This is a genomic window from Sphingomonas sp. GW821-FHT10F11 (genome assembly GCF_058809095.1).
Genome location: NZ_JBXASH010000002.1, coordinates 479,626 through 498,916, shown reverse-complemented (window position 1 = coordinate 498,916; position 19,291 = coordinate 479,626). Strand labels below are relative to the sequence as shown.

Sequence of the window (19,291 nt, the reverse complement as noted above, 5' to 3'; positions counted from 1 at the left end):
TGGCAGCTGGAAACGGTCGGCCCGGATACGCTTGTCTAACGATCGGCGGAATCGCCTTGGTTGCCGCTTCGTGACGAATTGTTGCTCAGTGCGCCGCCAATGTGGGAGGAGCCCCGATGACGGTGACCGGATGGCCCGCGGCACGGCGGCGGACCAGCCAGTCCTTGAGCAGCTCGGCGCAGGTATGGTCGATCGTCGCCAGCCGCGACACGTCGAGCCGCACCTTTTCGCCCTGGGGCAGTTCCTCCAGCGCGTCGGAGAGCTTGGGCAGGGTCACGAAGGTCGCGCTGCCCGAGAGCTGGACCGCCCTGCCCTGATCGTCGTCGTGCGACGCGACCTTCAGGCGCAGGCGGCGGACATGCGGGATCAGCTCGAGCAGCGATAGCCCGATGCCGACCAGTACGCCGGTCAGGAGGTCCTCGACCACCACCAGGATCAGGGTGATCGCCCAGATCGCGGCGGGCAGCAGGCCGTAATTGCCGAACAGATGGCGGACATGGGCGATGCTCACCAGGCGCCAGCCGGTCACGACCAGCACGGCGCCGAGCGCGGCCATCGGGATCTCGCGCAGCAACCAGGGCAGCAGCGCGACGAAGCCGAGGATCCAGGCGCCGTGCAATATGGTCGACAGCCGCGTGGTGGCGCCCGCCTGGACGTTGGCCGAGCTGCGCACGATCACGCCGGTCATCGGCAGGGCGCCGGCGAGGCCGCACAGCAGATTGCCGATGCCCTGGGCGCGCAGTTCCTTGTTGTAGTTGGTCCGCACGCCGTCATGCATCTTGTCGACCGCGGCGGCCGACAGCAACGTCTCGGCGCTGGCGATGAAGGCGATGGCGAGCGCCGCGACGATCACCGACGGGTCCATCCATTTCGCCAGCAGGTCGGGCCCGGGCAGCGCGATCGCCGAGGCGATCGACTGGGGCACGTCGACGCGGGTGACGTCCAGCCCCAGGCCGAACGCGGCCAGGGTGCCGGCCATCACGCCGATCAGCGCGCCCGGCACCTGTTTCAGCGCGGCCGGGCGGAAGCGTTCCCAACCCAACATCGTGCCGATGGTCAGCAGGCCGATCGCGAAGGCGCGTTCCACGCCCGACACGTCCATCGACAGGCCGAGCACCCGGCCCGGCATCGCGGCGATATTGGCGAGGCCGCTGGACAGAGGCGTCGCGTCGAACAGGACATGGAACTGGCCGACCACGATCAGCACGCCGATGCCGGCGAGCATGCCGTGGACCACGGCGGGCGAGATGGCGCGGAACCAGCCGCCCAGTTTCGCGATGCCGGCGATCACCTGGATGATGCCGGCGAGGATCAGGATGGGGCCGAGCGCGGACAGGCCCTTGTCGCGCACCAGCTCGAACACGATGACGGCAAGGCCGGCGGCGGGGCCGCTGACCTGAAGCGGCGATCCGGCGAGGAAGCCCACCACGACACCGCCGATGATGCCGGTGATCAACCCTCTTTCGGGCGGTACGCCGGAGGCCACCGCGATGCCCATGCACAGCGGCATCGCGACGAGGAAGACGACGATCGAGGCAGTGAAGTCGCGCGAGACGGTGCCGAACGACGGCAGTTCGAAACCGGCGAGCTTCATTCCGCCGCCTCCAGATACTCGACGCCATTGGCGAGGCGCTGCCCCGCCGGCACCGCGACCGGCAGCGGCCGATCGTCGCGTACGGTGGAGAAGCGGCCGCTCACGCCGTCGAGCGCCATGATCGCGCCTTCGCGGATATCGACGAACCAGCCATGCAGGGTCATCTGGCCGCGGGCGATCGCCGAGGCGACCGAGGGATGCGTGCGCAGATGCGCGATCTGCGCGACGATATTTTCCAGCGCGGCGGTGCGAACCCGCTCGGCATCCTCCATATGCGGGTAGCATTCATTGACCACGCTGGCCGCGGCATTGCTGTGGCGCAGCCACGCCGCGACATTGGGCATGCGCTCGAGCCCTTCGGGGTTCATCAGCGCCTTCATCGCGCCGCAGTCCGAATGGCCGCACACGATGATGTCGCGCACGCCAAGCGCCATCACGGCATATTCGACCGTCGAGGACACGCCGCCATTATGATTGGAAAAGGGCGGGACGATGTTGCCGGCGTTGCGGCACACGAACAGGTCGCCGGGCCCGGCCTGCATGATCTGTTCGGGCACCACGCGCGAATCCGCGCAGGAAATCATCAGGGCCTTGGGGCTCTGCCCGTCATTCACCAGCTTGGCGAAGAGAGCGCTCTGGTTGGGGAAAACCTGTTTCTCGAAACTGAGGACTCGGCCGATAAGGTCGTTCACTGCTTAGCTCCTGCTGCCGGCTCCAACACATCGGGCGCGGCTTAGGCAGGCTATCTAGGGCGGCTATTTTGCTGCGACGCCGCATCACTGTAAGGAATCATGTCTCCCGAGCGGCAGAATGATTTCGGCGCGCAGGCCGCCTTCGCGGCGGTTCGACAGGCGCAGCGAACCGCCTTCATTCTCGATCGTCTTGACCACGATCGACAGGCCGAGCCCGAAGCCGACCGTGTCGCGGCGGCGCGCGCTGTCCAGCCGGACGAAGGGCTCGAGCACTGCCTCGAGCGATTCCTGCGGGATGCCCGGGCCGTCGTCATCGACCCAGATGGTGATATGCTCGCGCCGCCCGGCCAGCGTGATCGTCACGGCATTGCCATGGTGCAGGCCGTTCTCGACGAGATTGCCGATCGCCCGGCGCATCGCGGACGGGCGGATCACCGCATCGCAGTGATCCGGGCCGACATAGCGCACGTCCCGGCCGGTATCCCCGGCATTGTCGGCGATCGTGGCGCACAGCACGGCCAGGTCGATCAGGGCGGGCGCCTCGGCATCCCGATCCCCGCCGAGAAAGGCGAGCAGCGAGGAGACCATCGCCTCCATCTCGGCGATGTCGGCATGGATCGTATCGCGCAGATCGGGCTCGACGACCCGGTCGGCGCGCAGCCGCAGCCGGGCGAGCGGCGTGCGCAGGTCATGCCCGACCGCGGCCAGCGCCTGGGTGCGATCGACGATCAGCCGGTGGATTCGCGCCTGCATGCGGTTGAACGCGCCGATCACGCGGCGGACTTCGCCCGGGCCAGCCTCGGGCACCTGCGCCTGGTCGGGGCTGCCGAACCGATCGGCGGCGTCGGCAAGCTGGCGCATCGGCTGGAGGGTGCGGCGGATCAGCAGGCCGCCCAGCAACATCGCCGCGATCGCCAGCAAGGAGGCGACGAGGATGCGGCTTGGCGCAAAATCGAGATTGGGGACGGGTTTCAGCGTCTGGAAATGCAGCCAGCTCCCGTCAGGCAGGGTCACGCCCCCGACCACCACCGAGCTGCTGCCGAGCGACACGACCCGGAAGCGCAGGTCGGTCGGCGACAGAGTCGGCTCCCAGGCCACGACTTCCTTGCGCATGCTGTCCAGCGACGGCGCGAGCGGCGGGGGCGGCGGGCGGCTGCGTTCCCAGGCCATCATATAGTGATCGGTCGAGAGTTCGGCCGCCATCGCCGGGCGCTCTCCGGCGGGCAGCTCGGCGACGAGACGGCGCGCGATCACCAGATGCTCGGCCAGCCGCCGCGCCCGGTCGCCGCTCAGGGAGAAATGGCTCGCGCGCTCATAAAGGATCGTGCTGGCGGTGAACTCGACGATGACGACCAGCAGCAGGATCGCGACGATCCGCCCGAGCAGGCCGATCGACGGGCGCACGAAATGCCTCAACTGCGCGTGACGCCCGTGTTGAACATATAGCCGACGCCGCGAACGGTGACGATCGGAGCCGGCCTGTCGCCCTGGGTGAGCTTGCGGCGCAGGCGGCTGACCAGCACGTCGACGCTGCGATCCGAGCTGTCGGTCAGGCGCGTGCGCGACAATTCGATCAGCCGCTCGCGCGCGATGACCCGGCCGGCATGGTCGAGCAGGCTGGTGAGCAGGTCGAACTCGGCGCCGGTCAGCTCGACCACCGCGCCCGCGGGAGAGAGCAGCTCGCGGCGCGGCAGGTTGACCGTCCAGCCGTCGAAGCCGAGCACGCCCTGCTCGCGCTCGCCGCCGCGCCGGTCGAGCGCGCCGCGGCGCAGCACGGCGCGGACCCGGGCGGCGAGCTCGCGCGTGCCGAACGGCTTGGCGAGATAATCGTCGGCGCCCAGTTCTAGCCCGATCACGCGGTCGGTCTCGCTGCCCTTGGCGCTGACGAAGATGATCGGCACATCGCTGGTCTTGCGCAGCTGGCGGCACAGATCGATGCCGCTGGTGCCCGGCAGCATGATGTCGAGCAGCACCAGATCGACCGGCCCTGCCTTCAGCGCCAGCCACATCTCGGGCGCGGCGGAGGCCGGGCGGACGATATAGCCATGCTCCTGCAACGCGCGCGTCGAGAGCGTGCGAAGTGCCGGGTCGTCTTCGACCAGCAGGATGGTGGGGGCGACGTCGGGGCTGAGGCGTTGGTTCATTGCTGTCATGTTGCAGTGCGAGGTAAGTACGCGTTCCGTAAGGGTCAATCGCTTCCGCGACTGTAATCCGGCCAGAAACAATTTGTCACGGACCGGTGCCCGGCCAGCAAAACCGGCTCGGCTATTGGGCATACTCGCAATCATTTACGAGGAACAGTCCATGCTTGTCCGTACCATTCTCGGCGCCGCGCTGCTGAGCGCCGCCGTCCCCGCCTTCGCCGTATCGGACGCTCCCCGCTCCGACGCGGCGAAGACCTGCGCGCTCGCGCCGCAGCTTGCCCCGCACGGCAAGGGCGTCGTCACGCCAGTGGTCAAATGCGAGGCGAAGGCCTCCGAGATCGCGCGCAACGACCAGCCGACCAAGGCGCCGGTGGCCCGCAACTAAGCTTTCCCTTTTATCCTGCCCCCTTCCCGTCATGCCGATCCTGCGCGGCATGACGGGCTTTTTTTTGCTAGCGCCGCCGGAAGCGCGCTTCGTCCTCGGCGCCCGCGATCAGCGATTGCGCCCGTCCGATGGCGGTATTGACGTCGTCGCCGCGCTTCGCCGCCCCGGCGCGCCGGTACAGGTCGATCGCGCGCGGATAATCGCCGCGCTCTTCGGCGCAGAGACCCATGTTGAACAGGATCGCATGCTGGCCCGGCTGCTCGCGGTCGATCGATTCCCATCCTGCGCAGGCGCCCGCACTGTCGCTCTTGGTCTGCTTCAGCACTGCCTTGAACCGGTCCGACAGCGGCTTGGACAGGCCGGCGCGGTCTTCGCGGTAGCGGGGTTTGTAGGTCTCGCCGTGCGGCGCGATCTCGCTGCGGACTTCGCCCGCGATCCCGTCGATCATGCTCGAAATCGTCGCCTCGGCGCTGCGCGACGGGCTCTCGCCCGGGCACCAGCTCACGGTCTCGCTGCGCGGCTTGGTCACGGTGTAGACGATCGCCCCGTCGCGCGTGCGCACGATACGCAGCGACGCCGTCAGGCTCGTGGTGCGCTCGGTGCACTGGACCGGCACATCCTCATATTTATTGCACTTGCCCTCGCCGCGCTTGCCCGGCTCGGGCGGGGCGCGCTCGACGCAGCGGTTGCGCGTCAGCTGCACGCGGTGCTCCTCCCAGTCCGAGGTCGCCGATCCGCTCAGCACGCCATCGGCCCGGGCGCCGGGATCGCCGAGCAGGGTGAAATGCGGCCCGCCGCTGTTCTGGGCCTGGGACAGGGCATTGCCGATCGCATTGGAAAGCTGCGCGCCGTCGCGGCCGCGGAACTGGTCGATCGCCAGCCGCCGCAAATAGCTCGCCTCGCGGTTCTGCGCGGGGAAACGCCCGCTGATCGTGATCGTCTCGGCGACGGCGCCGCCGGCCGTGGCGACCGCTAGGATCGCGGCAGCCCGCAAGGCGCGACGGCGCGTGATGAAACTGACCATGACATCCCCCGGAAAGTCGAATCGACCGCGCAATGATAACCGGTGCGGCGGACTCGACAATCTCTCTCAGGCATAGGCGATCAATCGGCCGAGCGCGGCCACGGCAAGCCATGTCGCGATCGATACGGCAGCCAGCAAACGCAGGGCGAGGCGCGGTTCGCCATCCTCCTCCGACCAGAGCCGGCGAAAGGCGAGCGCGTTGAGCAGCGCCAGCCCGATCAGCACCAGCTTCCAGCGAAACAGGTCGGATTTGGCCAGCGAGACGGCATCGGCGGCGAACAACACCGGTCCGCTCAGCGCCATGAGCGCCAGCCCGCCAAGGGCGAGCGGCGTCAATGCGCGCGACAGCGTCACCACCGGCAAGCCGCGAAACGCCCCGATCAGCCGCAAGTCGACCACGCCGATGCCGCCGATCAGCAGCACCAGCCCGAGCAGGTGCACCAGATTGGCCAGCGGATAGGCGAAAGACGATCCGCGTGCGAAACTGCCGAACGACGATGCCTCGATCGCGGCGGCCAGCGCCTCCACCCTAGCGCAGCTCGATCGTCTTGCCGCCGGCGATCACCCGCTCGATGCGCATCTCGGGTGTACCGTCCCGCCGCGCATAGCCGACCAGGGTGACCGGCTTGCCCGGGCCGAGCATCTCGGGCGTGAGCCCCCGCGCTTCCATTCGCGCGACCGGGGCGAGCACGACGTCCCACGTCTTCTTCTGCCAGACCACCTTGGCGGAGCCGTGCGGGTTGCTCCACGACACCGCGGTCAATGGCGCGGTGATCGTCAGCGTCTTTTCGGCGTCGTAGGAACTCCAGCCATGATGCGCGATCGCGGCGGCGGGAAACGAAAACGCGGCGGCGGCAAAGATCAGGTGTCGAACCATGATATCCTCCTGGACGAGAGCCCCATTAAATGCCGATCCGGCTGGAATTTCCACGAAAAAAGGGCCCCGCCGAGAACGCCGGCGGGGCCTTGTACGGCATTGGTTGTCGCGCCATTGGCGCGGTCGCCGATCAGCGGCAGCGGATATCGCTGTTGTTCTGGTCGATCGACTTGCCGGCCAGCGCGCCCAGCGCCCCGCCGATCAGCGTGCCGGCCGCGCGATTGCGGCCGCCATCGATGATGTTGCCGAGGATGCCGCCGCCGATGGCGCCGACGATCAGGCCGGTCGTGCCGTCGTTGCGCTTGCAATAATAGCGCCCGTCCGAACCGCGATAGACCTCGTCGTTCGACCCCAGGCGGCGTTCGGTATAGCGGGGATCGTCGCGATAATAGCGCGAGGCGTCGTAATCGGTCACGAAGCGGCGATCGTCGTCGCGCCCGGCAATCGGGCCGCGATCGTCACGCCCATAGCCGTCCCGGTCGTTCTGGCGCGCCCAGCGCAGTGATCGGCTGAGATCGTCGAGGCGGGTGAGGATCATCTGGCGACGCTGCGGCGTCAGCCGGCCACGGTTCAGGTCGGCGCGGATGCTGTTGAGCTGATATTGCGCGCGGCGTGCCTCGCGCCGGTCGAGGCTGCGATCGGCCACGCCGCGATCGATCCGCCGCTGCAGGAAGGAGATGCGCTCGCGCGGGCTATCGGACGCGCCGCGCCAAAAGGCATCGCGGTCCCAGCCCGAATTGCTGCTGCCGCGCCAATCCTGCGCCTGCACCGCCAGCGGCACGGTGCCGATCGCGGCAAGCGCGACGGCGCTGCAAAAGGTGATGATCTTCATAATCCTGCTCCTGAGTCTCTAATCGTTCGATACGATTGCGTACTGAAACCCCTCAGGCGCGAATAAGTGCCATTCCGGTCTCAATATTCGCATGCACCCGCCCCTTGCGCCGCCTTCGAAGGGGCGCGAAGAGCGATCGACCCAGCCTTCGCTCCGGAAAGGACCCCGATGATCTTGCACGAGGATGTCTTCACCGAGCCGAGCGACGTCGATCCCGATACGCTCGCCAATCTCGGGCCGCTGCGGCGACTGGCGGGGCGCTGGCATGCACGCAAGGGCATCGACCTGAACCCCAAGGCCGACGGGCCGGAGCGCCGCGTGTTCATCGAACACATCACCTTCGACCCGATCGACCCGCAGGCGAACGGCCCCCAGCTCCTCTACGGCCTGCGCTACCATATCCACATCACGACCGAGGAGGAGGACATCACCTTCCACGACCAGGTCGGATACTGGCTGTGGGAGCCGGCGACCGGCATGGTCCTGCAGACCGTCGCGATCCCGCGCGGACAGGTCGCGCTTGCTTCGGGCCAGGCGACCCCCGACGCGGACAGCATCGTGGTGACTGCCACGCGCGGCCAGACCGAGAACGGCATCTGCTCCACGGCCTTTCTCGAATATGCCTTCCGCACCGACAGCTACCGGATCGAGATCAGCTTCAACCCGGACGGCAGCTTCAGCTACGTCACCGATACGATGCTCATCGTGCACGGCCGCGACGAGCCCTTCGCCCACCGCGACCAGAACACGCTGAGGAAGGTCGGCGAACCCAGACCCAATCCGCTCGCGGCCATCCTGGCGAAACGGGCTGCCCAGAAGGCGCCGTGACGGCCCGATCGCCACGCCGCGATTGACTTCCCTTCCCCCAACCGCAGGATGCGCGCCATCCAGCCACGGAGAAGCTCGTGCCTCATCTGAAATCCGCCTGCGGGCTCGCCGCTCTCCTGCTCGGCGCGACAGCTCCCGTCCTTGCCCGCCCCCAGGCCGCCCCCACTCCCGCCACCGCCGCGCAATCGCCCTATATCCTCGAAGAGGTGATGGTGCCGATGCGCGACGGCGCGAAGATGCAGACCGTCATCCTGCGCCCGCGTAACCAGAGCGGCCCGCTGCCGATCCTGTTCTCGCGCACGCCGTACGGCCTGAACCTCACCGCGCCCGCCTCGGTGCCCAAGGCCTGGGCGGCGCTCGACAAGGACGGTTATATCTTCGTCTCGCAGTCGATGCGCGGGCGCTTCAAGTCCGACGGCGTCTTCACCCTGTCGACCGCGGTCCACCCGAACGACCCCAAGGCGATCGACGAGGCGACCGACGCCTGGGATTCGATCGACTGGCTGGTGAAGAACGTGCCGGACAATAACGGCAAGGTCGGGATGTTCGGCGTCTCCTATCCCGGCTTCGCCGCCGCGGTCGCGCTCGCCCATCCGCACCCGGCGCTGAAGGCGGTCAGCCCCCAGGCGGCGTGGATCGATTACTGGATGAACGACGATCTCCACCGCAACGGCGCGCTGCGGCTGAGCTATGCGACCGACTGGGTCTCCTCGCTTCAGATCGACAAGACCGACAACAAGGCGTTCGAATATGACAGCTACGACACCTATGACTGGTTCCTGAAGCTCGGCCCGGTCGAGAATCTCGACAAGCTCTACTTCAAGGGCCGGGTGCCGATGTTCACCTCGCTGCTCGACCACCCCAATCACGACAATTTCTATACCGATCAGCGCTGGAGCGACTCGCTCGGCAAGGCGACGGTGCCGACGCTCAACGTTGCCGGCTATTGGGATCAGGAGGATCCCTGGGGCTCGTGGCAAATCTATTTCAAGCAGAAGCAGAATGATCCCGACGGGCTGGTGTCGATGGTCTCGGGCCCTTGGGCGCATGGCACCTGGCGCTCGGCCAATGACAGCCTCGGCCCGATCCCGTACGGCGTGCCGAGCGGTCAGCAGTTCCTCGAGCAGATCGAGGCGCCCTTCTTCGCTTATTGGCTTCACGGCAAGGGCAAGCGCCCCGAGGCGGGGGTGAAGAGCTTCCAGAGCGGCAGCTGGAAATGGCAGGAGTACAAGAACTGGCCCGCCGCCGGCGCGAAGGCGAAGGACCTGTTCCTCCATGCCGACGGCTCGCTGTCCTTCGCCGCGCCCGCGGCCGGCGAGGCGTGCCGCGACTATGTCTCAGATCCGGCCAACCCGGTGCCGTTCCGCCAGCGGCCGATGTCGGGCACCTATCTCAGCCCCGACTGGCGCTGGTGGGAAGCGGCCGACCAGCGCTTCCTCGGCGGCCGGCCCGACGTGCTGAACTACATGACCGCGTCACTGACCGAGGACCTTACCGTCACCGGCACCGTCGCGGCAAAGCTGATGGCGTCGACCAGCGGCACCGACAGCGATTTCGTGGTCAAGCTGATCGACGTCTTCCCCGACAATTATGTGAAGAACCCCGAGCAGCTCCAGACGGGCGACTATGCGAAGTCACTCAACGGCTATCAGCTGCCGATCGCGATGGACGTGCGCCGCGGCCGCTTCCTGACCAGCGACACCGCGCCTCAGGCGCTGGTGCCGGGCAAGGTGGTGGCGTGGGACGTGCCGCTGCACGAGCGCGACCATGTCTTCCTCAAGGGCCACCGCATCATGGTGCAGGTCCAGTCGAGCTGGTTCCCGATGCTCGACCGCAACCCGCAGAAATTCGTGCCGAACATCATGCGGGCCAAGGCGGGGGATTTTGTGAAGGCCACGCAGAAGGTTTGCGCGGGGTCTAAGGTGACGCTGCCGGTGATGTAATCCGTTCCTCCCCGGCACGGGGAGGGGGACCATTTGCATCTTCTGCAAATGGTGGAGGGGCTTGGAGCTCGGAACCGCCGCCCCGCGCTCCAAGCCCCTCCACCACCCGCTGAAGAAGCGGGCGGTCCCCCTCCCCGTTCCGGGGAGGATTAATTTTTCAGCCGCCACCCGGTCTTGAAGATCCACCCGACGAGCACGAGGCACGCCACCAGGAACAGCGCCGTCACGCCCAGGCTCACCAGCACGCTGACATCGCCCTTGTCGAAGAACGCCCAGCGAAACCCGCTGACCAGATAGACGACCGGATTGAACAGGCTCACCGTCCGCCACGGCTCGGGCAGCATGTCGATCGAGTAGAAAGCGCCGCCGAGGAAGGTCAGCGGCGTGACCAGCAGTGCGGGGACGAACGAAAGCTGCTCGAAACCCTTGGCCCAGATGCCGATAATGAAGCCGAACAGGCTGAAGGTCACGCTGGTCAGGATCAGGAAGGTCAGCATCGCGATCGGATGCGCGATATGCAACGGCACGAACAGGGCGGCGGTCGCGAGGATGATCAACCCCAGCACGATCGACTTGGTCGCCGCCGCGCCGACATAACCGATTACCATCTCCATCGCCGAAACGGGCGCGGAAAGCAGTTCGAACATCGTGCCGGTGAATTTGGGGAAATAGATGCCGATCGACGCGTTCGAAATGCTCTGGGTCAGCAGCGACAGCATGATCAGCCCCGGCACGATGAAGCTGCCATAGCCGACCCCGCCGACTTCCTGCATGCGCGATCCGATCGCGCCGCCGAACACCACAAAATAGAGCGAGGTGGTGATCACCGGCGTGACCAGGCTCTGCCACAGGGTGCGCAGCGCGCGGGCCATCTCGAAGCGATAGATCGCCCAGATGCCGTGGGTGTTGATACCGGCACTCATGCTGCCTTCTCCACCGGCTTGTGGGCGACAAGGTCGACGAAGATGTCCTCGAGCGAGCTCTTGTGCGTCTCGAGATCCTTGTAGCCGATGCCGAGTTCGGCGAGCTTCGCCAGAAGCGCCGGGATATGCTCGTCCTCGGCGTTGAAATTATAGCTCAGCGTATGGCCTTCATCGGCGAGTTCGACCTGCCATTCGCCCAGCGCCGCGGGGATGCTCGTCATCGGCTCCTGCAGCGAGATCAGCATCTGCCGCTTGCCCAGCCGCTTCATCAGCTCGGCCTTCTGCTCGACCAGGATGATCCTGCCCTTGTCGATCACCCCGACCCGGTCGGCCATCTCCTCAGCCTCGTCGATATAGTGCGTAGTGAGGATGATGGTGGTGCCCTTCTCGCGCAGCCGGTGGATCAGCTTCCACATGTCCCGCCGAAGCGACACGTCGACGCCGGCGGTGGGCTCGTCGAGAAACAGGATGTCGGGCTCGTGGCTCAGCGCCTTGGCGATCAGCACGCGGCGCTTCATGCCGCCCGAAAGCTCCATGATCTTCGCCTTGCGCTTGTCCCAAAGCGAAAGGTCGCGCAGCACCTGCTCGATATAGTCGTCATGCCCGGGCCGGCCGAACAACCGGCGGCTGAAGCGCACCGTCGCCAGCACCGTCTCGAACATGTCGACCGACAATTCCTGCGGCACCAGCCCGATCAGCCGGCGCGCCGAGCGATAATCGGTCAGCGCGTCGTGTCCCAGCACCGTGACGCTGCCCGACGACGGCGTGACGATGCCGCAGATGATGCTGATCAACGTCGTCTTGCCCGCGCCGTTCGGCCCGAGCAGCGCGAAGATTTCGCCCTTTTTGATATCGAGATCGACCGGTTCCAGGGCGCGCTGGCCCGAAGCATAGGTCTTGGAGACGCCCTTTACGGACAGGATGGTTTCCATGAAGCCCCTTTTCGTTGGCGCACAAATAAGGACGCAGCCAACGCGGAACAACCGCAGCGCGAAAACTCAGCTCTTCGCGCGGGCGTCTGCCACCGCTTTCTGCAGTTCCTCGAACGACAGGACCGAGGAGACGACCTGGTTGCCGATCACGAAGCTCGGCGTGCCGGTCATGCCGAGCTGACGCATCACCTGGAGGTTGGTGGCGATCTCCGCCTCGGCGCGCGGCCCGAACGCGGCGGCGCGCTGCAGATCGACGCCCGCCTTCCTGGCTGCGGCGGTCATGGTTTCCGGCGTCACCTGCCCGGCGGCATAGAGCGCGTCGTGGAACGCGGTGAACTTGCCCTGGTCCGCGGCGGCAAGGCTCAGCTTCGCCGCGGCGGCGCTGGTCTCGGCCAGGATCGGCAGCTCGCGATACACCACTTTCACCTTGGGGTCGGACGCGATGAGCTGAGCGACATGAGGCAGGCTGGCGCGGCAATAGCCGCAATTATAGTCGAAATATTCGACGACGGTGACGTCGCCATTGGGGTTGCCGGCCCAGGCATTGCCGAACGGCTTGAGGATCGCATTGGCGTTGGCGTCGATCACCTTGCCCGCCTCGCGCTCGCGCAGCCGCTGCATCGCCTCGGGGATGATCTCGGGATGGGCGAGCACATAATCGCGCACGACGCGCTCGACCCGGGCCTGGTCGGCGCTGCCCAGCGACGACGGCGCGGCGCGCTGGAACAGCCAGAAGGCGCCCGCGCCGACCAGCGCCGCAACCAGCACCAACGCGGCGAGCGAGAGGGGATTCTTCGACAGGCGTTCGATCATCGGCGCTTATACTTTTTCGGGTTGTCGTCCATTTCGTTCTGCGCGGTCATCGCGATGTCCTGCGCGCGAATCCAGTCGGTGGTGTTGGGCGGAATGCCCTGCATCGCGCCGCGCGCGGCATAGGCCGCGGTGCGCACGTCACCGGTCAGGCTCGCCTGCTCGGCGGTCGCCAGCAGCGCACGCGGCTCGTCGCCCGACCGCGAATAGGCGGTGCCGAGCTGATACCAGGCAAAGGGGTTGTCGTCGTCGCGCGCCACCGCCTGGCGCAGCACCCGGATCGCCTCGGGATAGTTCGCCTTGTTGTCGGTCGCGATCAGCGCATGGCCGAAGGTGGTGGCGATCAGCGGCGCATTGTTCGACCGGTCGGTCGCCTCGCGCAGCGGCGCCAGTGCCTCGGTCGGCTTGCCGGCCTCGAGCAGGATCTGCCCCATGATCTCCAGGAAATAGGGGTCGTGCGGCGCTGTCTTCACCAGGGCTTCGGCCTCGGCATCGGCCTTGTCCGGATAACCGGCCTTATGCCACGCATAGGCCCGCGCATAATGCGCATAGATCGACTGATCGCTCTCCGGGAAATCGTTCAGAGTCTGCTGATAGGTCGAAACATAGCCGTGCAGCTTCGCCTTCACCCGGCGGAAGCGTTCTTCCAGCGCCGGGTCGTTCGGCTTGTTCCAGGCGGGCGACGCCATGACGTCACCGGTCAAATTGGCGATGCGCGCACCGCTCAGCGGGTGGCTCTGTGCGAAGGGGTCGATATTGGCCAGGCCGTAGGAATATTCCTCGTTCTGCAGCTTCTTGAAGAAGCTCAGCATGCCGCGCCCGCTGACCCCGGCCTCGCGCAGGAACTTCGCGCCGGTCGCGTCGGCCGTCGCTTCCTGAACGCGGGTGAAGGCAAGGAACTTGCCCATCGCCGCGGTCTGGCCGGCGGCCAGGATGCCGGCACCGGCATCGCCCGCGCCAGCCGCCATCGCCGCGATGCCGATCACCATGCTGAGAATGGTGATGCCGATCGCCGGCTTGGTACCGGCGCCCTGCAGGATGACATGCCCGTCGGCGATATGGCCCAGTTCGTGCGCGATCACGCCCTGGACTTCATTGGCATTGTCCGCAGCCTGGATCAGGCCCGAATGAATATAGACGGTCTGCCCGCCGACGACGAAGGCGTTGATCGAATCGTCGTTGATCAGGACGACGCGGACATTGTTGGGCGACAGCCCGGCCGCGAGGATCAGCCCGCGCGACATGTCGTTGAACATCGACTCGGTCTCGGCATCGCGCAGGATCGATTGCGCGAAGGCCGGTTGCGCCCAGAGGAGGATGGAAACCGCGAACGCCGCGATGAGCCGCTTCATGGCCTACATATCGCCGAGAAATCCCTCACAGGCAATTGAAGTGGGGCAATTCCTGCGGGGGAAGGGGTGAATGGGGGGTGAAGCCCCCTCCATTCCCGCGGGAGCGAACGCCGCAAACCCGTTTCGTCATGCCGGACTTGTTCCGGCATCCACCGTTCCGCACATTCCCCGGCCTTTGGTTTGCGGAACAGTGGACCCCAGAACAAGTCCGGGGTGACGGGTGGAGTTTGGGTCACGCCTCCGCACTCTTATCCGCAAAAGGAAAACGCCGGCCGGGACATCGAGTCCCGGCCGGCGCTGATCCATTCCATACCTCGTCAGAGGCGCGGGTCAGTTACTGCCCGAAGGTCCGCTGCCACCAGCCGCGGCGGGGCGAACCCGCCTCGCCCGGATCGGGATCGATCCCGCCTGCCGCGTCGGCACCGTCGTCGCCCAACGGAATCGCAGGCGCATCCGCCGTGAGGGACTCGACCGCCGCCGCGCCGGAGGCAGCCGCCTTGGTGCGACGTGCGCGCTTCGGCTTGGCCGCTGCTTCCTCGACGGGCGCTTCGATTACTTCGACGGCAGGCTCCGGCACGGCAACGACCCCGGCTGCAGCCGCGGCCTTGGTGCGGCGGGCGCGCTTCGGCTTGGCCGATGCCGCTTCCGGCTCGGCCTCGACGATGGGTGCCGCTTCGACCACCGGCTCAGGCGCCGCAGCCTCGACGGCTTCGCGTGCCTTGGGACGCCGACGGCCCTTCTTCGGTGCCTCGACTTCGACCGGCGCCTCTTCGACTATCGGTGCCTCGACGACTGCCTCGCCAGCTTCGGCCTCGACCGGAGCGGACTCGCTGCCCTCGGCCCGATCGCCCTCGCCGCGGCGACCGCCGCGACGGCCGCGGCGGCCGCGACGACGACGGCCTTCGCCGCCTTCGCCATCGCCCGCCACGGGCTGCTCGCCGGCGAATTCGGCTTCGCCCTCACCGGCTGCCTCGGCATCGCCGTCGGACTCGCCCTCTTCACCCTCGGCGCGCGGGGCCGAGCCCTCCTCGCCCTCGGGACGATTGCGGCCGCGACGACCGCGACGGCGGCGACGGCGGCGCGAGCCACCTTCGTCATCGGCCGCCCGCTCGCCACGCTCGCGCGGTTCGCGGGGAGCGCGCGTTTCGCGGGGCGCCTCTTCTTCCTCGTCCTCGACCTCGTCGATCTCGTCCTCGATATCCTCGGGGATATCGTCCTCATATTCCTCGATCGGTGCCTCGAAGCGCGGCGCGTGCGCCGGCGGCGGCCCGGAGACCTCAACCGACATGCGTGCGCCTTCCTGCTCGCCGTCCGGTGCGACCTCGATCGTCACGCCGTAGCGATCCTCGATCTCGGCCAGCTCGGCGCGCTTGCGGTTGAGCAGATAGAAAGCCGCCTCCTGGCTGGCGCGCAGCAGCAGCTGCGAGCCGCGGCCATGGGCTGCCTCGTCCTCGATCAGGCGAAGTGCCGACAGGCCGGCGGACGATGCGGTGCGGACCAGGCCGGTGCCCTCGCAATGCGGGCACTGGCGCGTCGATGCCTCGAGCACGCCGGTGCGCAGGCGCTGGCGGCTCATCTCCATCAGGCCGAAGCTCGAGATGCGGCCGACCTGGATGCGGGCGCGATCGTTCTTCAGCGCCTCCTTCATCGCCTTCTCGACCTTCCGGACGTTGGACCCGTTGTCCATGTCGATGAAGTCGATGACGACGAGGCCGGCCATGTCGCGCAGACGCAGCTGGCGGGCGATCTCGTGCGCGGCCTCGAGGTTGGTCGCGGTCGCGGTCTGCTCGATGCTGTGCTCGCGGGTCGAGCGGCCGGAGTTGATGTCGATCGAGACGAGCGCCTCGGTCGGGTTGATCACCAGATAGCCGCCGGACTTCAGCTGGACCACCGGATGGTACATCGCGGCGAGCTGTTCCTCGACATGGCTGCGCTGGAACAGCGGCACGGGATCGGAATAATGCTTCACCTTGCGGGCATGGCTCGGCATCAGGAGCTTCATGAACTCCTTGGCCTGGCGATAGCCCTGCTCGCCCTCGACGATGACCTCGTCGATGTCACGGTTATAGATGTCGCGGATCGCGCGCTTCAGCAGGTCGCTGTCGCCATAGACCAGGGCCGGCGCCGACGACGCCAGGGTCGTCTCGCGAATGCCGTCCCACAGCCGGGCGAGGTAATCGAAGTCGCGCTTGATCTCGACCTTGGTGCGCTGGAGCCCTGCGGTGCGGACGATGCAGCCCATCGACGGGGGCAGCTTCATGTCGGCCATGATCGACTTCAGCCGCTTGCGGTCGCCTGCATTGGAGATCTTCCGGCTGATGCCGCCGCCATGCGATGTGTTGGGCATCAGCACGCAGTAACGGCCGGCGAGCGACAGATAGGTGGTCAGCGCCGCGCCCTTGTTGCCGCGCTCTTCCTTGACGACCTGGACCAGCAGCACCTGGCGGCGACGGATCACGTCCTGGATCTTGTAGCGGTGGCGCAGGTTGGTGCGGCGCTCGCGCAGATCATCGACCGCGTCGTCGGTGGCGCTGCGCTTGCGGCGGCCGCGGCCCTTGCTCTCCTGCTCCGCGCTTATCTCGGGATCGGCTCCGCCATCGTCCTCGAACCGCTCGACCGATTCGGGATCGGGCTCGAAGCCGTCGTCTTCACCCCCGCCCTCACCTTCGTGAAGATCCTCCTCGGCATCCATCTGCGCGCGCAACGCTGCCTCTTCGGCGGCATGCTCCGCCTCTTCGCGCAGCAGGGCGTCGCGATCCTCCTTGGGGATCTGGTAATAATCGGGGTGGATTTCCGAGAAGGCGAGAAAGCCGTGGCGGTTGCCACCGTAATCGATGAACGCCGCCTGGAGCGACGGTTCGACACGGGTAACCTTGGCTAGATAGATATTGCCCTTGAGCTGCTTGCGCTCGGCGGACTCGAAATCAAACTCCTCGATCCGGTTCCCCTTGACGACGGCAACCCGGGTCTCTTCCCGGTGCCGCGCGTCGATCAGCATACGCATGGTCATTTATTGTTCTCCGGGCGCGCGGTCCGGGGCCTGGCGGCATCCGCCGCGCGCGATTGTGATGCGGCGACGTGGTGGCGGAATTGCCGCCCTTGTCCGTGCCGCTTGTGGTTTCGAAAAATGCCTCTGCTCGCGATCCACGCCCCGGCATCTGGCCCTGGGCACCCTGCGCGCTCGCGAGCCCGCCGGCGGAAACCGGTCGGTGCGAGGGGCGGGGAAAATGCATCATGCGAACGTCAACCTGAAGAGCCGCCACCGAGAAATCCGGTGTGGCCATGGGACCGAACACGCGCCAGAAGAGACGCTTGTCGGTGCAATTTCATGCCTAGCACCGCTATCATCGCGCAGCAACCGGCACGTTTTGGCCGGGGTTACCGGCAATTTTATGCCGAACGGCCCGTTAACCCCGTCGCTTCACCGTGTTGGAAGGGGGTGGCGGCTACCCGGGGTGCTGTTGTTGTGTACTCGATGGGACCCCCCGCCCATGCCTTTTCGCTGGACCGTTGCCACACCGGCACGGCATTACCGATCCGTGTCCTTCCTGTTAGCACTCCTGGCCTGCTGGCTCGGCGGCGCGCCCGCCTGGGCTGCCACGGTCGAGCGCGTCGAGATCCGGCATGACCGCATCGTCATCCGCTTCGACCAGAGCGTCGCCGACGCCTCAAGCTTCGTGCTCAAGGGGCCGCAGCGCATCGCGGTCGATGTCGCCGGCGCCACACCGGGCCTGCCGGTCGAAGGCAATGGCTATGTCGAATCGGTGCGCCAGGCGGCGCGCGGCGAGGACGGCACGCGGATCGTGTTCGACCTCACCCGGCCGGCGATCGTCACCGAAGGCACCTTCGGACCCGATGGCCGCGAACTGACGCTCGAGCTGCGCACCGTCGACGATGCGAGCTTCGCCCGCGCCGCAGCGGAGCAGCGCCTGCGTTTCCTGCCGCCCTTCAACATGGGGATGGTGACCCCGGCGCGCAAATATGAGGTGTCCGTGCCGATTCCCCGGCCGAGCCGCAGCCTTGCTTTGCCCCGAGTCTATGGCGACGACGACAGCCGCCCGCTGGTGGTGATCGATGCGGGCCATGGAGGGGTCGATCCCGGCGCGATCTCCCCGGTCGACGGCCGCCGCGAAAAGGACGTGACGCTTCGCATCGCCCGCGCGATCCGCGACGAGCTGCTTCGTTCGGGCCGGGTCCGCGTGGCGCTGACGCGCGAGGACGACAAGTTCCTCGTGCTGCAGGAACGCTATGGCATCGCGCGCAAGCTCAAGGCCAATCTGTTCATCTCGGTGCATTGCGACAGCGTAGGCAGCGGCGACGCCTCGGGCGCGACGGTCTACACCCTGTCGGAGGTCGCCTCCGACAAGGAATCGGCCCGGCTCGCCGCGCGCGAGAACAAGGCCGACATCATCTCGGGCGTGAACCTCGCCTCGACCTCGGCCGACATCTCGTCGATCCTGATCGACCTGACCCAGCGCGAGACGATGAACAGCTCGGCGAGCTTCGCCCGGCTGCTCGGCCGCGAGGCGCAGCCGCTGATGCCGGTAAAGGCGAACTTCCACCGCATGGCCTCGCTGGTGGTGCTGAAGGCGCCCGACATGCCGTCGATCCTGTTCGAGACCGGCTATATCTCGAACCCGAAGGACGCCGCCTTCATCGATTCGCGCGAAGGCCGCCAGCGCATCGCCGAAAGCGTGCGGCGCGCGGTCGACATCCATTTCGCGCGGCGACTAGCGTCGAACGCCGGCAGCGTGACATCATCGTCGCAGTAAGTTACTAATTAATATATATAATTTTGAGAAATGCGGAGCGGCCCGGCACCCTTTCAAAATGTCAGCAACCCTACTGACATTTTGCGAAGGCATCCGACCTCTCGGCGCTACGCGCGCCTGATTCAAACGCATCGCCTGCAAGGCTATCCGGCCTCATGCCCCGACGATGAAAGGACATAGGCT

Annotated in this window: 17 protein-coding genes; 4 read left to right on the top strand and 13 right to left on the bottom strand. The window is 66.8% G+C overall.

The features are described 5' to 3' along the window. Positions 1 to 85 precede the first annotated feature (85 nt). The 4 genes from AC1RT8_RS08705 to AC1RT8_RS08690 all read right to left on the bottom strand — a co-directional run bounded on the left by AC1RT8_RS08705 (position 86) and on the right by AC1RT8_RS08690 (position 4,430). Complete coding sequence (locus tag AC1RT8_RS08705) at positions 86 to 1,594, bottom strand: SulP family inorganic anion transporter (RefSeq protein ID WP_493075214.1); 1,509 nt, start codon at positions 1,592 to 1,594, stop codon at positions 86 to 88. After that, positions 1,591 to 2,286, bottom strand: a complete 696-nt coding sequence (locus AC1RT8_RS08700) for a carbonic anhydrase (protein ID WP_493075213.1) — start codon at positions 2,284 to 2,286, stop codon at positions 1,591 to 1,593. The genes AC1RT8_RS08705 and AC1RT8_RS08700 overlap by 4 nt, the downstream gene beginning before the upstream one ends. An 84-nt stretch (positions 2,287 to 2,370) precedes the next feature. Next, complete coding sequence (locus AC1RT8_RS08695; protein ID WP_493075212.1) at positions 2,371 to 3,702, bottom strand: ATP-binding protein; 1,332 nt, start codon at positions 3,700 to 3,702, stop codon at positions 2,371 to 2,373. Continuing rightward, positions 3,699 to 4,430 (bottom strand): response regulator, encoded by a 732-nt coding sequence (locus AC1RT8_RS08690; RefSeq protein WP_493075211.1) that lies wholly within the window; start codon positions 4,428 to 4,430, stop codon positions 3,699 to 3,701. The genes AC1RT8_RS08695 and AC1RT8_RS08690 overlap by 4 nt, the downstream gene beginning before the upstream one ends. A gap of 160 nt (positions 4,431 to 4,590) precedes the next feature. On the opposite strand from AC1RT8_RS08690, the gene AC1RT8_RS08685 reads away from it, so the two are divergent. Next, on the top strand, positions 4,591 to 4,815 hold the full coding sequence (locus tag AC1RT8_RS08685; protein WP_493075210.1) for a hypothetical protein: 225 nt from the start codon (positions 4,591 to 4,593) through the stop codon (positions 4,813 to 4,815). Between the two features lie 67 nt (positions 4,816 to 4,882). Here the strand turns inward: AC1RT8_RS08685 and AC1RT8_RS08680 are convergent, their stop codons facing one another. The 4 genes from AC1RT8_RS08680 to AC1RT8_RS08665 all read right to left on the bottom strand — a co-directional run bounded on the left by AC1RT8_RS08680 (position 4,883) and on the right by AC1RT8_RS08665 (position 7,548). After that, positions 4,883 to 5,839, bottom strand: coding sequence for a tetratricopeptide repeat protein (locus AC1RT8_RS08680; RefSeq protein WP_493075209.1), 957 nt, complete (start codon positions 5,837 to 5,839; stop codon positions 4,883 to 4,885). Between the two features lie 66 nt (positions 5,840 to 5,905). Next, positions 5,906 to 6,367, bottom strand: coding sequence for a DUF6644 family protein (locus AC1RT8_RS08675; RefSeq protein ID WP_493075208.1), 462 nt, complete (start codon positions 6,365 to 6,367; stop codon positions 5,906 to 5,908). Position 6,368: 1 nt separating this feature from the next. Continuing rightward, entirely contained in the window at positions 6,369 to 6,716 is a 348-nt protein-coding gene (locus AC1RT8_RS08670) for a DUF6152 family protein (protein WP_493075207.1), read from the bottom strand. Between the two features lie 130 nt (positions 6,717 to 6,846). Next, on the bottom strand, positions 6,847 to 7,548 hold the full coding sequence (locus AC1RT8_RS08665) for a glycine zipper 2TM domain-containing protein (protein ID WP_493075206.1): 702 nt from the start codon (positions 7,546 to 7,548) through the stop codon (positions 6,847 to 6,849). A 168-nt stretch (positions 7,549 to 7,716) separates the two neighbouring features. Between AC1RT8_RS08665 and AC1RT8_RS08660 the strand changes: the two genes are divergently transcribed. Further along, on the top strand, positions 7,717 to 8,376 hold the full coding sequence (locus tag AC1RT8_RS08660; protein WP_493075205.1) for an FABP family protein: 660 nt from the start codon (positions 7,717 to 7,719) through the stop codon (positions 8,374 to 8,376). A 77-nt stretch (positions 8,377 to 8,453) separates the two neighbouring features. Continuing rightward, complete coding sequence (locus AC1RT8_RS08655) at positions 8,454 to 10,319, top strand: CocE/NonD family hydrolase (protein WP_493075204.1); 1,866 nt, start codon at positions 8,454 to 8,456, stop codon at positions 10,317 to 10,319. Between the two features lie 149 nt (positions 10,320 to 10,468). Here the strand turns inward: AC1RT8_RS08655 and AC1RT8_RS08650 are convergent, their stop codons facing one another. The 5 genes from AC1RT8_RS08650 to AC1RT8_RS08630 all read right to left on the bottom strand — a co-directional run bounded on the left by AC1RT8_RS08650 (position 10,469) and on the right by AC1RT8_RS08630 (position 17,346). Continuing rightward, positions 10,469 to 11,242: an ABC transporter permease gene (locus AC1RT8_RS08650; protein WP_493075203.1), complete on the bottom strand. Its 774-nt coding sequence runs from the start codon at positions 11,240 to 11,242 to the stop codon at positions 10,469 to 10,471. Further along, positions 11,239 to 12,174 carry an ABC transporter ATP-binding protein gene (locus AC1RT8_RS08645; protein WP_493075202.1) on the bottom strand — a complete coding sequence of 312 codons (936 nt, stop codon included), beginning with the start codon at positions 12,172 to 12,174 and terminating at the stop codon, positions 11,239 to 11,241. The genes AC1RT8_RS08650 and AC1RT8_RS08645 overlap by 4 nt, the downstream gene beginning before the upstream one ends. A gap of 66 nt (positions 12,175 to 12,240) precedes the next feature. Then, positions 12,241 to 12,987 (bottom strand): DsbA family protein, encoded by a 747-nt coding sequence (locus tag AC1RT8_RS08640; protein ID WP_493075201.1) that lies wholly within the window; start codon positions 12,985 to 12,987, stop codon positions 12,241 to 12,243. Continuing rightward, on the bottom strand, positions 12,984 to 14,336 hold the full coding sequence (locus AC1RT8_RS08635) for a M48 family metalloprotease (RefSeq protein WP_493075200.1): 1,353 nt from the start codon (positions 14,334 to 14,336) through the stop codon (positions 12,984 to 12,986). Before AC1RT8_RS08635 ends, AC1RT8_RS08640 begins: the two co-directional genes overlap by 4 nt. A gap of 334 nt (positions 14,337 to 14,670) precedes the next feature. Further along, positions 14,671 to 17,346 (bottom strand): Rne/Rng family ribonuclease, encoded by a 2,676-nt coding sequence (locus AC1RT8_RS08630; RefSeq protein WP_493075199.1) that lies wholly within the window; start codon positions 17,344 to 17,346, stop codon positions 14,671 to 14,673. A gap of 481 nt (positions 17,347 to 17,827) precedes the next feature. On the opposite strand from AC1RT8_RS08630, the gene AC1RT8_RS08625 reads away from it, so the two are divergent. Then, positions 17,828 to 19,108, top strand: a complete 1,281-nt coding sequence (locus AC1RT8_RS08625) for an N-acetylmuramoyl-L-alanine amidase (protein ID WP_493075198.1) — start codon at positions 17,828 to 17,830, stop codon at positions 19,106 to 19,108. Positions 19,109 to 19,291 lie beyond the last annotated feature (183 nt).